Source organism: Sphingomonas sp. PEI4, assembly GCF_056679955.1.
In genome coordinates this window covers 2,840,436-2,855,518 of sequence record NZ_CM155258.1, presented here as the reverse complement: position 1 = coordinate 2,855,518, position 15,083 = coordinate 2,840,436, and the positions used below count along the sequence as shown (strand labels likewise).

Annotated in this window: 11 protein-coding genes; 3 read left to right on the top strand and 8 right to left on the bottom strand. The window is 64.5% G+C overall.

Annotated elements, in window-relative coordinates; genetic code table 11:
• Positions 1 to 104: 104 nt before the first annotated feature.
• A complete protein-coding gene (locus tag AC1MLZ_RS13275) occupies positions 105 to 1,346 on the top strand; it encodes a sigma-54-dependent transcriptional regulator (protein WP_480958880.1) in 1,242 nt (413 codons plus the stop codon).
• The gene (locus AC1MLZ_RS13270; RefSeq protein WP_480958879.1) at positions 1,336 to 2,532 is read left to right on the top strand and encodes a sensor histidine kinase; all 1,197 of its coding nucleotides are present in this window, start codon (positions 1,336 to 1,338) and stop codon (positions 2,530 to 2,532) included. Before AC1MLZ_RS13275 ends, AC1MLZ_RS13270 begins: the two co-directional genes overlap by 11 nt.
• Before the next feature lie 102 nt (positions 2,533 to 2,634).
• Here the strand turns inward: AC1MLZ_RS13270 and AC1MLZ_RS13265 are convergent, their stop codons facing one another.
• Positions 2,635 to 3,504 (bottom strand): LysR family transcriptional regulator, encoded by an 870-nt coding sequence (locus tag AC1MLZ_RS13265; protein ID WP_480958878.1) that lies wholly within the window; start codon positions 3,502 to 3,504, stop codon positions 2,635 to 2,637.
• Positions 3,505 to 3,620: 116 nt separating this feature from the next.
• Here AC1MLZ_RS13265 and AC1MLZ_RS13260 point away from each other — a divergent pair, with 116 nt between their 5' ends.
• Complete coding sequence (locus tag AC1MLZ_RS13260; protein ID WP_480958877.1) at positions 3,621 to 4,412, top strand: SDR family NAD(P)-dependent oxidoreductase; 792 nt, start codon at positions 3,621 to 3,623, stop codon at positions 4,410 to 4,412.
• A 505-nt stretch (positions 4,413 to 4,917) separates the two neighbouring features.
• Here AC1MLZ_RS13260 and AC1MLZ_RS13255 read toward each other — a convergent pair.
• The 7 genes from AC1MLZ_RS13255 to AC1MLZ_RS13225 all read right to left on the bottom strand — a co-directional run bounded on the left by AC1MLZ_RS13255 (position 4,918) and on the right by AC1MLZ_RS13225 (position 15,048).
• Positions 4,918 to 5,835, bottom strand: coding sequence for an EthD domain-containing protein (locus tag AC1MLZ_RS13255; protein ID WP_480958876.1), 918 nt, complete (start codon positions 5,833 to 5,835; stop codon positions 4,918 to 4,920).
• Between the two features lie 27 nt (positions 5,836 to 5,862).
• Positions 5,863 to 6,831: a TIGR03571 family LLM class oxidoreductase gene (locus tag AC1MLZ_RS13250; protein WP_480958875.1), complete on the bottom strand. Its 969-nt coding sequence runs from the start codon at positions 6,829 to 6,831 to the stop codon at positions 5,863 to 5,865.
• A complete protein-coding gene (locus AC1MLZ_RS13245; RefSeq protein ID WP_480958874.1) occupies positions 6,831 to 8,036 on the bottom strand; it encodes an MFS transporter in 1,206 nt (401 codons plus the stop codon). The genes AC1MLZ_RS13250 and AC1MLZ_RS13245 overlap by 1 nt, the downstream gene beginning before the upstream one ends.
• 484 nt (positions 8,037 to 8,520) lie before the next feature.
• A complete protein-coding gene (locus AC1MLZ_RS13240) occupies positions 8,521 to 10,233 on the bottom strand; it encodes a methyl-accepting chemotaxis protein (RefSeq protein ID WP_480958873.1) in 1,713 nt (570 codons plus the stop codon).
• Positions 10,234 to 10,477: 244 nt separating this feature from the next.
• Positions 10,478 to 11,938: a CYTH and CHAD domain-containing protein gene (locus AC1MLZ_RS13235; protein WP_480958872.1), complete on the bottom strand. Its 1,461-nt coding sequence runs from the start codon at positions 11,936 to 11,938 to the stop codon at positions 10,478 to 10,480.
• 222 nt (positions 11,939 to 12,160) lie between these two features.
• Positions 12,161 to 14,086 (bottom strand): M61 family metallopeptidase, encoded by a 1,926-nt coding sequence (locus AC1MLZ_RS13230; RefSeq protein ID WP_480958871.1) that lies wholly within the window; start codon positions 14,084 to 14,086, stop codon positions 12,161 to 12,163.
• A gap of 29 nt (positions 14,087 to 14,115) precedes the next feature.
• Positions 14,116 to 15,048: an NAD-dependent epimerase/dehydratase family protein gene (locus AC1MLZ_RS13225; RefSeq protein WP_480958870.1), complete on the bottom strand. Its 933-nt coding sequence runs from the start codon at positions 15,046 to 15,048 to the stop codon at positions 14,116 to 14,118.
• Positions 15,049 to 15,083: the final 35 nt, after the last annotated feature.

Here is a 15,083-nt window from a genome sequence, read left to right as displayed (position 1 = left end):
GGGATCGAACACCGCAAACCTAAGCGACTGTTAGACAACGAGTTTATAGGCGAAGTTGGCGGGACGGCCATTGCGACTGTACCAACTGTCCGTTTCCGGACACTATGACGGCCATGTCAACCGAATCGCATATTCTGGTCATCGACGACGATCCCGACATCGCCAAGGCGGCGCGGCTGTTGCTCGAGCGGCACGGTATGCGCGTGTCGACCGCAGCGAACCCGGAGGTGGCCTGGGTGCTGCTCGCGAGCGAACGGGTCGACGTCATCCTGCTTGACCTCAATTTCGCGCGCGGCCGGACCACCGGCGAGGAGGGTTTCGCGATGCTCGACCGGCTGATCGCGGCGGACGCGCGCGCGGTCGTGATCGTCGTCACTGGGCATAGCGGGATCGCGGTCGCCGTCCGGGCGATGCGCAACGGCGCAACCGATTTCGTGATCAAGCCCTGGAACAACGAACGCCTACTGACCACGGTCGAACGCGGGCTTGCACTTCGCCGCGCAAAACTGGAAAGCGCGGCGACCCCGCCCGTTCACGACAGCATCCTGCTCGGCGAAAGTGCCGGGATCGCGCGCGCGCGCGACCTGATCGCTCGCGTCGCACCCACCGCAGCGCCGATCCTGATCCACGGCGCCGCGGGCACCGGCAAGACGCTGATCGCCCGGCTGATCCATCAGGCCTCGCCACACGCCGGCCTACCGTTCGTCACCTTGGACGCCGAGACTGCGGACGCCGCCGTCATCGCCGAGCGAACGGCAGCGGCCGCTGGCGGGTTGCTGGTGATCGACCATATCGACCGACTGCCTCGTGCGTTCAACGGCGTTCTACTGTCTGCGCTTGATGGCATCCGGGTCATCGCGACCACGCGACTGGATCGCACCGGCGTTCGAGGGGCGATCGGCGAAGACCTGCTTGACCGGGTCGGAACGATCGAAATCGCCCTCCCTCCGCTCGTTGATCGCGCGGGCGATGCGGTGCTGCTCGCACGCCATTTCCTCGCGTTGTTCGCCTACCGCCACGCCAAGCCGCTCAGACCACTCGACGCAGACGCAATGCAGGCGATCGCGGCGGATCGCTGGCCCGACAACGTCCGCGGCTTGCGTCAGACGATGGAACGTGCGGTGCTGCTCGGCAATGGCGAGACCCACGCGATCGGCGACCTCCTGCTTTCGCCCGGCGCCATCGAGCCGCAATTGTTCGCACCCGACCTGTCGCTCGCGCGGAACGAGGAAACGCTGATCACCGCAGCGCTCGAACGCCACGCCTTCAACGTCAGCCGCGCCGCCGCTCAGCTCGGATTGACCCGCGCGGCGCTCTACCGGCGGATGGCGCGCTATGGCCTCTGACCGGACGCGCGCGGCGGTACGCGCGCTGGTGATAGCAGCAGCCGGTGCCGGTGGTGCGGTTGCAGCCACACGCGGTCTGTACGCCACCGCACTGCTCGCCGCGATGATCGCGATCTGGATCGCCGCACTCGACCTGGTCGACGCTGGTCAGCGCTCGCCAACGCCAGCGCCACCAATCCCGGCCGCTTCTGCCGGAGAAGAGGAGCGGCGGCGCCTGAACGCGTATCTTGATTTGTCGCCTGCGCCTTTGGTCGCGCTCGACGACGGCCGGTTGCGCGCCGTCAACCGTGCCGCGCGGCGATTGCTCGGCGCAGGCGACCTCGTCGCCGATCCGCCTGAGGGACTCGTTACCGCGCTCGCGGACACCCGCCCAGGACGCACCACCACCATCGAGATCGGGCCTGACAGCGACATCCGGAGTTTCGCGCTCGCCACCGGCGACCTCGCGCTCGCAGGGCGGATGACGCGGATCGGGGCGCTGATCGACATCGACGCCGAACTGAAGGCCGCCGAGGCTGCCGCATTGCGCGAACTCGTCCAGGTCTTGAGCCACGAGATCGTCAACGCCCTCACCCCGATCGCCTCGTTAGCCCAGACCGCGGTGGCGATGCTCGACGATCCGGACCCGATGCTGCCCAAGGTGCGCGACGCGGTCGAGACCGTTGCGCGCCGTGCCGCCAGCCTGCACCGTTTCGGCGAAAGCTACCGTGCATTGGCGAGGCTGCCCGCCCCCTCGACGGAACGAATCCCTCTCGCTGGATTCGTCAGCGATCTGGCGGCGCTGTTTACGACGCGATGGCCGACGATCGCGTTTACGACCGATCTCCTGGATGCACCGGCCTATCTGCTGGCCGACCCGGATCAATTGACTGCAGCGCTCTGGGCGGTGTTGCAGAACGCAGCCGAGGCGTTGCACGGTTCGCCCGATGCGCGGGTCACGCTCACCATCTCCGCCCTTGTCGGCCAAACCCGGTTCACGATGACCGACGCCGGCCCTGGTATTCCAGCTGCAAGCCAAGCCGACATCTTCCGCCCCTTCTTCACCACCAAGACAGAAGGCACGGGTGTGGGTCTGGCGCTCGCCCGGCAGATCTTCCGCGGCCACGACGGCGATCTCAGCCTCGTACAATCTCTACCCGGTAAAACGCGGTTCGACGCCACAGTTCCTTCCAGTCCGACCAGCTGAACAGGCATCAGCAAATACAAATGGCTAATGCGTCGAGCATAGCAGTAACTCAGCCGGTCGTTCATGTTTGCGGCTTCGCCGGTCTGCCGCCGCCGTTTCCATTCAGAAAGCTTCCAACAACAGATCAAGCAGATACTGCGACGCTGGCGTCAGCGGCAGGCTGTGCCGCCGCACGCAAGACAGACGTATCATGCCCAGCGGATCTACGATCGGTAGACGAGCAAATGCATCGGCAGCAGGCCACCGTTCTGTCCAAACGGACGGAACGAGAGACACCGCATCTGCGGCCTCAAGGAGCAGGAGGGTGGTCAGCATCGATGGCGCGATCGATATTGGCGTCGGAGCCACAAGGCCGTTTGCGGCAAAGACGGTATCCAGATGGTCCGCTTCGGCGCCGGCGAAACCCGCCTGGACCCAGGACGCATCGATAAGGTCGCTCAACCTACTGGCGTTCCGCCAACGACTCTCGCGTCGGGTCACGATGATGCGCGGTATCTCCAGGACCGTATCCGCCGCGAGACTAGCATGCAGACCTTCGTCGCCGCCGGCGCCGACGAAGTAATCCAGCGTGCCATCAAGCAGACGCATCTCAAAATCTTCGGCAAGGCCATCCAGGATCGTCAGTCGCACCAGCGGCCATCGCTCGCGAAATCGCCCGATGATCCGGGGAATGAACAGGATCTGCGCACTGGCCGACATACCGATAACGACACTGCCTTTCTGCACGCCCTGATCCTGCGCCGCTTCATCCTCGCTACGCCTCACTTCATTCTGGATGCGCTTGGCGCGCAGCCAGAAACGCGACCCCGCCTCGGTTAGTGTTGCACCATTACGGCCGCGTTCGAAAAGCGTGACGCCCAGATGCTGTTCAAGTTCGCGGAGACTTCGACTGATCGCGGACTGTGCGATCCCCAGCGAACGTGCCGCGCCGTGCAGGCTTGCATGACGGGCGACGGCATCAAAATAGCGCACGTGGTGCAGTTTGATATTTGATCTCCAAAACGCATCGGAACGATAAAACCGATGCCTTACCACGCCGCCTGCGCACAGCCATCTCTAGTCGGACATCATAACCAAGAGGATTTCGCATGGTCACGCAGGTCACCAATTCTGTCGCGCTCGTCACGGGTTCCGCACAGGGCATCGGCAAGGCGATCGCTGTGCGACTGGCCGCTGACGGCCATGATGTCGCCCTCAACGACATTCCCGCCAATTCCGACACGCTGGAGGCGACTGCGGAGGAACTGCGCGCTTCGGGCCGCAAGATCACCACCGTTCTGGCGGACGTGTCGGTGCCTGAGCAGGTTACGGCCATGGTCGACAAGGTCGTGGCGGACCAGGGCGAACTGAACGTCATGGTCGCCAATGCAGGCATCGCGCGCGTTACGCCGTTGCTGGAGATGGACCCGGCGGAATGGGACCTGGTGATGGGCATCAACGCCCGCGGCGCTTTCCTGTCCTACACGACCGCTGCCAAGCAGATGATCAAGCAAGGCAAGGGTGGCAAGATTATCGGTGCCGCGTCGATTGTCGCGTTCAGGCCGTTTGCGATGCTCGCACATTACTCGGCGTCCAAATTCGCGGTACGCGGCCTGACCCAGGCGGCGGCTATGGAATGGGCAAAGCACAAGATCACCGTGAATGCCTACTGCCCAGGCATTGTCGGTACCGGAATGTGGGACCTGATCGATGAAAAGCTCTCAGCCGAGGAAGGCATTCCGCGCGGCGAAGCGCTCAAGAAATATTCGGAAGCGATCCTGATGGGCCGGGTTTCTGTGCCTGAGGACGTGGCGAAGCTGGTCTCATACATGGCGTCCCCCGACAGCGACTATATGACGGGCCAGTCGGTGATGATTGATGGCGGCATACAGTTTTCATGATCGCCTGAACCTGCCGACCGCGTGCCCTGCTTTTAAGCGGCGCGGTCGGCCGCTTTTCCGGACCTCAAGGAACCCCCAAGAGCTGGATGAAGCGCGCGAGCATAGGCTCGGCATTATTCGCGAAGGCGGCGATCGGCTGTTCAGGAACCCGCGGTCACTCTGGACTGACGTGCGTTCAGCATGGGTGCACTTGAAGATTCGCCGATTTCGACCCGCTTTCGGCGTCCTCCCGTCAGCTTGCGAGAACTGACAATGTTTGGTCGCCAGTTTGCTGCTTGAGCATGAGCGACTATCTCCTTGGCCTGCTAGAAGGTCGTGCTTTCGACGACACTCGCGGCGAATGGCCCGCTGGAACCACTCCCCGTCATTCCAAGCCAGTTCCCCGCCACCGATGTTCGGACGTTCGTTCATGTAGGAAGCCTCCCCCCTATAACTCCATGAAACGACGACGGATTGGTTCCGATAGCGGCAGATTGAACGGCAGAGCGTGTAGCCGCGAAGCCCGCTAGCCGACCGAGCCCGTCCGCATCAACTCACGCACGTCGGCGGCGACCTGGTTGTTGGCGCCGAGCCGCTCGATCAGCTGGGCCTGACGGCTCCCGCGCAAGCCTGCGGTGGTCAGATGCTTGTCGCGGACGTAGGTGTAGACGCCGCTGACCGCGAATGCCGAAACATGCGCGACGTGCGCCTTTTGTGCGGCCCGCGTTGCCGTGAAGGTGTCGGACTCGAAGAACGCGCGACGCGTCAGCGGGCTTTCGAACGCCAGTTCCACGACCGCGATCAACGCGCGCTCGTCAGGTACGAGGTGATCGACGTTGGGCGCTGGCGGCGCAGGCTCGGCGTTGTCGTACCGGTCCGGCAGGTGCAGCCGCAGTTTCAGCACCGCGGGGTCGCCGGCCAGCGTCTCGGCGAACTCAGTCATGAACGTCGCGAACGTCGCGGCGTCGCTATCCGCCGCGCCGAAGTGGACGTGCATGCGGTCGAAGCCGTCGTCGCCATTGGGGATCGGGTCGGCGATACGGTCGACCAGCGTGCGCGATCCGTTGGGCAGCGCATAGGCGATGGTGGCGGCGAACATGTTCTGCTCGTCGGCGAACAGGATGTGGCTCGCCGCATTGAACACATCCTGGTCGGCCTTCGAGGCGAAGCCGATCTCGACGCCGCCGTCGAGTTCATAGTCGTCGAACGGCGCGATGCCGGCGATCGCTGGCCAGAGATGCGCGTCCTGCTCGCGGTTCAGGTGGTTCTGGACGTACCAGCCGAGACCCGGGATGCGCGAGCACAACGGGCCGTGGACGTCGCGCCAATAGGTCGCGAACACGTCGTGCGACACGCGGGGACGGCGCAACACCGTCGTGTAGCTGTTGATGGCTATGCTGTCGTCGCGCGTCGCGTAGTTGGTCGTGGTCGAGACTTTGGGCATGGGGGAGATCCTGTCAGCAAGGGGGGTTCAACGCGCGTCCGTCGGGAAATGCGGCAGGACATGCGTTGCGAGTTCGTCGGCGACGTCCGCGAACGGGCGCCGGGATGGCTTGGGGTTGAGCGCGACGTGCGCGACGCCCTCGTCACGCTGGCGTTTCCAGAGTTCGATCAGCGCGTTACGGCCGCTGCGGATACCGCCGGCAGCGTATGCCATAGGTGCGTCGGGATCGGCGAGCAGGTCGAACATCGCGCCATAGCCATAGGGCTTGTACGCCCCGCCGGCCGTAGCCGTCCGCCACCGCGCGAGTACGTCGGGCAAACGCTGAGGATCGCTCAGATGCCATATCCAGCCGTCGGTGTTCTCGCCGAGCCATTCCAGCGTCTGTCCCGCTCGCCCGATCGCGAGGATCGGCAGCCGCGGTCCGACAGGCTTGGGCACCATGTCGATGGTACCGTCGAGCGTGCCGTAGTGGCGCGACGCATGGCGGGCGAACGACTGTTCGGTCGCCGCGCGAATGACGCCGATCGCATCGCGGTAGCGATCGGCACGGTTGCCGAGATCGCTGTCGAAGGCCGCGAACTCGGACGGACGGTCGCCGGTCGAGAGGCCGAGCAGGAACCGCCCACCCAACAGCTGGTCGACACTGGCCGCCTGCTTGGCGACGATCAGCGGGTCGCGAAGCGGCAGGACGATCCCTGCCGTACCGATCGCGATGCGCGTGGTCTGCGCGGCGAGCCAGCCGGCATAGACCATCGGATCGAGGACCTGCCCGACATCGCCGAAGCCCGGATCGTAGAACGGCACGTCGCGCAGCCAGATCGCAGCGAAGTCGAGCGCATCGACTTTCCGCGCCAGCGCCGCATGATCCGCGAGCGTCGGCCACGGCGCGTTTGGATAGGCTTCGAGCGGGGCGATGAAGCCCAGTGTCAGCCGCCCGGGCTGGAACACGCGCGCATGGGCGGCATGTCCCGCCAGGTCTGGGGCCAGCGTGTCCATCAGCCGGCGCTCCGGACCTTCAACCGGTTCACCACCGGCGTGACCAGCACCGCGAGGAGCGCGATCGCGGCAGCGACATACCCGACCGCGCCGAGGCCCATGTGTTGGATCACCGACCCGCCGATGATCGCGCCGAGACCGATCCCGGCATTGGCCATCGACACGTTGAGCGTCCCGGCCAGCGCCTGCGCGTGGCTCGCCGACTGCATCACGCGCACCTGACAGATCGGATATAGCGCGGTGTTGGCGATGCCCCAGACCCCCAGCGCGACCACGAGCCAGACAGGCGAGCCCACGATCAGAGTCGTCGCGGCCATCCCGATCGCCAGCACCAGCGACGTGATCGCCGTCACCAGCAATGGGCCCCGACCGACGAACTGCCCGCCCAGCCAGTTACCCGCGAGCCCGACGATCCCGAAGCCCATCAGCCACCAACCGACCTGACTCGCCGGGATATGCGCCATCTGCTCGAGGGTGTCGGCGAGATAGGTGTAGGCGGTGAACATCGCGGTGAAGACGATCACCGACAGCACGACGTTCCCGAGGAAATACGGGTCCTTCAGTATCCGCGCCTGCTCGGCCAGTTTAACGCGTGCCGGTCTCGCCAGCGTCGGCATGACCACCAGCAGCAGCACAGCCATCAGCAGCGACAGCCCGGACAGGCGCCAGAACGTCCCGCGCCAGCCGAACGCGGTCGACGCGAGCGTGCCGAGCGGAATGCCGAGCACCATCGCGCCGGAGATGCCGAGATAGACGTTGGCGACGGCCTTGCCCGCTTTCTCAGGGCCAGCCAGTTCACCCGCGGTCTCGCTCGCCGTGCCCCAGAACACTGGCAGGGCCAGCGCGGGCAGGAACCGCGCCAGGCCGAGCACCCAGATGTCCGGAGCGGCCGCCGCGAGCGCGTTGGCGGCGGCGAAAATCACGAGGATAACGACGAATAGACGCTTACGTTCGAAATGCGACAGCATCGCAGTCAGGAACGGCCCTGCAAGCATCACGGTGAACGCGAACAGCGTCACGAGTTGTCCAGCAACCGTGATCGAGATTCCAAGGTCTCGCGCGAGGCTCGGCAACAGCCCGACGATTATGAACTCGGTGGTAACGATCACGAACGCGGATATCGCCAGCAGTAGCACGGCGAGGCCATGCCCCGCGGGCGTGGCGCCGGGCGGTGCGGCTTGGATCGATTGGCTGGGTGACGACATTGGCAAAGCTCCTGAACGGCGCTCTCTCTACGCGCGACAAAAACGTGCGTCGTGCGGCATGAATTCGTGCATAGCCGGACAATAATTCCACAATGGACTTGGGCAGCACTATCAACTGGCGGTTTGCCCGCGAGAGCGGGCGGGTCGAGGAGCGCCCGATGCGAAGCCGGATCGTCCTTTGAAGTGCAGAAGCTCAGGTTGGAGCGGTAAGAACAGGGTTCGGCATAGCCCAACTTGCGACGTGGTTGATCAAGGACGACCTCGATAATGGTGAACTCGTCAAGATCCTTCCGGAACTGGCAACCGTCGGCCTTCTGCTTCGTCTGTATGGCGGAGAAGTCGACAGCTTGCTCCGAAGGTCAACGCGGTACTCAAGCTACTAACCGATGGATTGTAGCAATGCGGGCTGCGGTCCTTGCTTTGGAGGGCAGCGGTCTACGCTAAGCCGCGCCTGTTCGATGCTCCGGAACGACGGCGCGTAGGCTCAAGTTACGTGCAACTTCCCAAAGAAGCGCAACAGGGCGGCGTCGATTGACGATGCGCCGTCTTCGACCAACCGTGAGTCCATGCGGACCTTAGCTGCCATCCCCGTAGTGCTCTGTGTCGCGACGGATACATCTGTCACCAGACGCCCGATCAGGTCCAGGTCTGTAGCGGTTCCATCCACATTACGGCTGATGACCTGACCGCTCTGCGCCTGTTCGCCAATGCTCGAAGCGAGATCATCGGTGCCGCGAGCCATCTCCTCGACCATAGCGCGGATATGCAACAGGCCGGCGTAGGCTGCCCCGGTGCCGCGTTGCATGCCAGCTATCTGCTCGGCAATTTCACCTGTAGCTTCCGCGGTTTGCGCGGCCAACGATTTCACTGCGTCGGCAACGACTGCAAAGCCCTTTCCGGCTTCGCCGACGCGGGCCGCCTCCATGGCGGCGTTCAACGCGAGCAGCTTGGTTCGTGCGGCAATACTCGTGATAACTCCGACGATTGCACCAATTGCACGGGAGTCATTCTGGACGTCCGTCATATCTTGTGCGAGCCGGGCCGCGCAGTCCGCAGCCCTTGCGCTGAGATCGGCAGACAAACGTGTACTCTGGCTGGACTGACTGATCGCGCCCGTAAACTGATTCGTTGCCGCAGCGATATCCGTCGCCCCATCGATAGCTCGCCTAACGGCTACGCTAACACTATTCAGTTCGCGGGTTGCGTCGGTCGAATGATCCTCGAGTTCTCCCGATGTCGTGGACAATTGTCCGGCCGCTCCGCGAAGTTCGGCAAGGACATTCGCTATCTCTCCTTCCAACGTGGTTGCGGCCTGCCGGACGATACGGTCACGTTCAGCCTCGGCTATCTGTGCCGTACGCCGCGCATCTTCAACCTGACGTTCGCGCTGAATCTCTGCCAAGCGCTGCCGGCCATTATCAGCTTCCAACCGCCCGCGCGCCACTACCGAGGCACGAAAGACCTCGATCGCTCGCGACATCCGGCCTATCTCATCGTGTCGTTCCCCGTGCGGTGTGCGGCCTTCTGCATCACCTCCGGCGATCACCGCCAACGTGTGCTCGATGTCCAGCAACGGGCGAACGATGGTTCTCTGGATGATCAGCACCGTGCCGTATGCGGCTAGAGAAAACAGGATAATGCCCGCCGCGATACTGATCGCTACTTCCTGCTTCTCCAGATCATGGGCGGTGCGGAACAGACGCTCGACCTCGACTTCCTGTCCAGCGATGAGGGTATCGGCGATCTTGGATGCCATCCGCTCGTTGGGACGGACGTCATCGCGAAAGACGGTCCACGCCCGACTCTGGCGATGCTTCGTGGCGTCGTCGGCCATGATCGCCAACTGACGTAATACGATTGTCTGACTATCTATATATGGACTCCGTGCACTCAGCCCCGCGCTGGCGCTCCGAACCAGTTGGCCAAGCTGCGTCCGCATCTGGATTGACCGTTTCGCGAATTTCCCGTGGATGATCGCGAGCTCGCGAGGATTGCGTTCGAGCAACAGATTTAGCGCGTCGCGTTGCAACGAGCGGCTGATCGACCGCACCTCGATCAGGCTAATCCGAACGATCTGGCCGGCATTCGCCGCGTCGCGCGCAGTCTGAACACGTCCTCTGGTACCGTGTCCGATCAGGCCCAGAAGGCACACCAATCCCAACATGATGGCGACGGGTATCATCAGTCGCGCCACCATGCTCTGGGACCACAGCCTTAAGGTTCGATTTTTCATAGGCGGGCGCTACGGCGCGCATCTTAACCCTGTGTGACAAACGCGGTCGCCAGTTCACCAGCTAGAACATGCCCGCCGACCAGCGCGAGCGTAGTTCCTATCCCCGCCAGTGGCGTAGCCGCATCATCATCGAACTTACCATGAGTGATCAGACGATCAGACGATCAGCACGACACTCGTCCCGCTTGCCGGGGGCTGATCCCCGCCCCTAGTCCCAGAAGGTCTTGCGATCGTGGAGATCGTCATACGCCTCGGCCGCGGCGTCGATGAGCTTCGATTTTTTCCGATGCGCCAGCAGCCTCTTCGCGCCAGGCTCGTCACGCAGGCCCAACCGGTCCAGAACCGTCGGCACCGTCGCCATATCGTTCAGTGCGCCGAGCTGATCCTGCAGCTTCTCCAGCACCCCCACGAATTTTTGGTAGCGACGTGCGCGCTTCTTGCCCAGGAAAACGGAACCGAGAAACTCCGCGCCATAGCGGAGCCGTTTGGCGGTCTTGCGGACTTCGTGCCGTCCCTCGTCCGTCTGTGTGGGAAGCGACCGCCCACGCTTGCTGACGCGCCGACGCAGCGAGTGCAGCGTCTCCGCCGCGAACTGCCTCGCCGACGCGTCTCGAGCATCGCGTGTCGATGGCGCGGTGCGCCACGCCCCGCATGCCAGCCACTCCGTCAGATCGAGCATCAGGGCGCGAACCCGGTCCGAGCCCAGCGCGGCGTCGACCGCGGCATAGGCAGCATAGCGAGCCCGGTTGAGCTCCTCGACTACGGAGGTGCCGGGCTTCGCCTTCGCCAGCAACAGGTCTAGGTCGCGCGCTTCGCCAAACACCGAGCCCAGCCAGCGCAATTCGTTCTGGAAATGCGGCACCTCGTTGCCATCGAGTAGGGATTTGAAGATCGAAAATCCGGACCGCAGCCGGCGCAACGACACGCGCGCCTGATGCAGTGCCTCGGCGTCGGCTTGGTCGAGCAGGATGGTTTCGTTCAGGCGGTACTGACGTATGCACGAGCCGGCGACTGCCTCGAAAGCGTCCGCTGCGGATGCGGTCCGGCTCAGCGCGACCCGATCCGCCTTGAACGCCTTGGATACGGGACGAAGCAGGTCGTAGCCGCGCTCGGACTTGGTCACGACGCCGAGGCGGACCGGAAAATGCGCCCCTATTGTCTTGGCCAGCGCAAACAAGGCAGCAGGCTCTCCCTGTTTTAACTCCAGCTCGAGCTCGCAGACCGGCGACTGGCGGTCACCCGCGGCAACGTAACCACGATCCAACACCAGTTCGATCGACGCCTCGCCGCTGTCGACCATCCACGTCAGGCGCTCGACCGCGACGGTGAAGATCGGAGCGACGGTGCCGGCCTCGTCGCCGAGCAGCGTCGGAATGGGGGTCCGGTCGTCGACGATCGGAGTCATGTCGGCCACCCCCATTTCCCATTCGGACCGCGCGAAGAGGCCCGCCGCCTTCGCATCCGCGACCTTGATCGTCTGCGTCCGCGCATCGCCGGACTGGCGGATGCGCAACGAGACGCCGCCCTGCGAAAGGGCCAGATCAGGTGTGTCAAAATAAACCGCGTGCATTTGCCGCGTGTTCGCCGGGCCATCGACCAGGTCGGCCCCAGCAAAGGCATCGGCCGCCGCGGCGTCCAATACCAACTTCAGTTCGACTTCCTGTGCCACCGGATACCTTCCCGCAAAATCGCGACGCCTCGTACACAGAGCAACCTGCGATAGGTTCGCTGGTTCCCGGATAGTCACAAGCTCGATCTCTGCGCAAACTCGACGCTACGGGGCGCCCAAACCATTCGCGGCCGATCTAGAAACTCGTATGTCACACTAGACGGCTTCAGTTGGACCGCCGGTGTTCTCACACCCTTCAAGAGATGCGGAAGAAGGCGTTGCTCATCGCGCGGTGAGCAAGGATGCCAGCCCATCCGCACGCGCCGCGATGCGCTCCAGGCGCGGGTATCGCAGTCCCCCCCGATAATCGATCGTCCGTGTCAGGGAGCGCCCGTCCTGCTCCCAGGTGAGCGCCACCGGAGTCGTGACCGTCTTGCGCACGGCGTCTTGGAGCGCACCGCGCGTGTAGGGCGCGCCCGCGATCGCCGTGATGCGAACCCCTGGGGCCATGCCCGCGCGGAACGCCGGTCCCGCCCACGCGACCGAGCGGACCCTGCCGTCATCTGCGACCGTCAGCCCGATCGAGTATGAGAGGTCCGCACCGGCGACTTCCTGCTCGTTCTGCTCGAATGTCGGAGTCGGCTCGGCGGTATAGGTGAGCTTCCATCCCAGCCGCTCGAGCCCTTCGGAGGTGTCCATCTTCCCATGTCCGTCGATCCAGCGATTCAGGAAGCCGGCCCAGTCGAACGGTGCGACCCGGTACAAGGCAGCGCAGAGATCGCTGAAAGTGTAGGTGCGGGCAGGACTCTGCGCTTCGGCGCCAGCGAAGAAGTTGTGCGCGAAATCGTCGACACCACGCCGCCCCTGGGATTGCTCGCGCAGCATGGAATCAACGTCGAGCCACAGCATCACGCCTTCGAGATAATAATCCTTGCGCCGCTGCCAGTCGCGCCAGGGAACCGACTGGTGGAGCATGAACGACGGGTAGTTGACGTCGTCCGACAATGGCCGCCACGCCCGCCCCGGGCGGTTGGCGACCTCGGCCGCGTCGAGCGCGAGCTTGTCGAGCGTCTCGCCGCGGCTCCGCAGCCCGGCGCGCGCGGCAAGTACGCGCGCCCAGAACTCGGTCTGCCCCTCGTACATCCAGAGTAGGCTGCCGCTCTGAGGAACGTTGGGCGTCGGCGCCCACAGGTCGGCCGGCACGCGGTAGAGCCCGTTCCAGGCGTGGACGAACTCGTGCGCGACGATGTCGCGATTGTTGAGCTGTCCGGCCCAGTCACGGAAGTAAGACGACGCCATGCCGATCTCGGCCGACGCCCGATGCTCGGTACCGCCCGAGGAGCCGTCGTCGCTCATCCGCGCCAGCACCTCATAGCGGCCGAATGGCGGCGTGCCGAACACCGCGCGCGCCTGCGTCACCATCCGACCCAAATCGTCGATGCGCTCGGCAGGGATCGCGAGATCGTCGGGTCGGGTCGCGGTCAGGTTGAACGTTACAGCGCCTGCGCCGTCCTTCGCGAGCGGCACGCGTGCGGTGTAACGTCCGGCGAGAACCGGTGCGTCGAGCAGTTGCTCCAAAGTGACCGTCTTGAAGCGGACCCTGTCGTCCTCGGCAGGGGTGACGTCGAGCGACGTCAATGCCTTCAGCCCGGTCGGCAGCAGGACCGACGGCGCTACCGCGATGTTGCGCGCATACCAGCCGGCCGGGTACAGCAGGAGGTGCTGCCATGCGATGGCCACCACGTCCGCGGAGAGGCGATCGTCGTCCGCGACGATCTGGAAGCGCACGTCGATCGTCCGTGTGCCCTCGGGAACGTCGAGGTGAAAGGCGTGCGGTTCGATCACATCCCGCCGCCACGCAAGCGGTCGCCCGTTTGCCGACACGTCCAGTCCGGCGAGCTCGCTGACGGTGAGGCTCGGCCCGTGGCTTGCCGCCTCCCAGCGCGGGTAGAGCAAGGTCATCGCGCCCGCACGCTGCACCGGCACGCGTTCGTGCACCACGAATATCCTGTGCGCCACATCGCGCGCGTCCACGTCCAGCGCAATCGTGCCTCTAAACGGGTGATCGGCCGGGGAAGCGACCGGCGTTTGCGTCAGCATCTGGACGGGCTCCAATCCGGCTGCCGCTTGCGGAGCGGCCGCGTTGGCGGCTGCAGCACATAGCGCGACTCCTGCGCTTGCCATTATCCAGTCGGGCATAGTCACCATTCGCCTCGTTCCTAACGCCCGTCGCCCAGTCATCGACCGTCCGCAAACGCGCGCACGGTCGCCGGCACGCCGATCTCGAACGGTGTCACGGTGAAACCGAAGCGGCGAGCGAACTTCCCGCCATCGATCACATAGGGGCGATCCCAAGTGAAGCCGACATCGGCAACTTCTTTGGCGAAGCGGTAGAACACACCCAGCGGACGGAGCAAGGCCAGCGGCACACTCCAGACCCGCAGCTTGCCGCCGAGCGTGGCGGCCGCCATCGCCAGTAGCGCACGCGGCGTGCGGGTGGGCGCACAGGGCATGTTCCATATCTGACCGAAATCTGCGTCCGGTGCATCCAGCAGGATCACCGCCGCGCGTGCGATATCGGGCACGTAGGCGAAGTCGTGCGGCGTATCGGCAGGGACCAAAAGCTGCGCGGGCTTTCCTTTCGCGACTTCGCCGATGGCGAGTGCCCCGAGATGCGACACCGCAACGCCAGGGCCGTAGAAATCGGTGCAGCGGAGCGCCGCCACGCGCACGCGCCCGGGCGCCGCCTGCCAGATGCGCGCTACCTCGGCCAGGATCACCGGTTTCTCGCCGACCGTGGTCATCGGCATATCCTCCGTGCGCGGCGCCGTCTGCGGGCCGAGCTGGTAGAGGTTGTCGATGAACACCAGTCGCGTACCCGCCGCAGCGCAGCCCTCGACGATGTTCGTCATCGTCTGCGGCCACACGGTGCGCCATAGCCGCGCGTCGTAGGCGAAACCCACTGCCAACACCGCCTGCGCGGCACCCTCGAGCGCAGCGCGGACGTCGCCGGCATTGAGCACGTCGCAAATCATATGCTCGACGCCCACCGGGAGGTTCGCTGGCCGTCGGCGGGTAGCGACGCGAACGCGGTCGCCTCGTGCCACGAGCTGGCCAACGATCGGCTGCCCGACTGCGCCATATCCAAATACCGTGATCTGCTGGGTCATCGTCTGTCTCCGTTCTTGTGGAACACAGGTACTCG

Bases quoted from the DNA above. Each gene is read 5' to 3' on its own strand.
- AC1MLZ_RS13275 (WP_480958880.1), top strand. From the start codon at position 105: ATGACGGCCATGTCAACCGAATCGCATATTCTGGTCATCGACGACGAT.
- AC1MLZ_RS13270 (WP_480958879.1), top strand. From the start codon at position 1,336: ATGGCCTCTGACCGGACGCGCGCGGCGGTACGCGCGCTGGTGATAGCA.
- AC1MLZ_RS13260 (WP_480958877.1), top strand. From the start codon at position 3,621: ATGGTCACGCAGGTCACCAATTCTGTCGCGCTCGTCACGGGTTCCGCA.
- AC1MLZ_RS13255 (WP_480958876.1), bottom strand. From the start codon at position 5,835: ATGCCCAAAGTCTCGACCACGACCAACTACGCGACGCGCGACGACAGC.
- AC1MLZ_RS13250 (WP_480958875.1), bottom strand. From the start codon at position 6,831: ATGGACACGCTGGCCCCAGACCTGGCGGGACATGCCGCCCATGCGCGC.
- AC1MLZ_RS13245 (WP_480958874.1), bottom strand. From the start codon at position 8,036: ATGTCGTCACCCAGCCAATCGATCCAAGCCGCACCGCCCGGCGCCACG.
- AC1MLZ_RS13240 (WP_480958873.1), bottom strand. From the start codon at position 10,233: ATGGTGGCGCGACTGATGATACCCGTCGCCATCATGTTGGGATTGGTG.
- AC1MLZ_RS13230 (WP_480958871.1), bottom strand. From the start codon at position 14,086: ATGGTGACTATGCCCGACTGGATAATGGCAAGCGCAGGAGTCGCGCTA.
- AC1MLZ_RS13225 (WP_480958870.1), bottom strand. From the start codon at position 15,048: ATGACCCAGCAGATCACGGTATTTGGATATGGCGCAGTCGGGCAGCCG.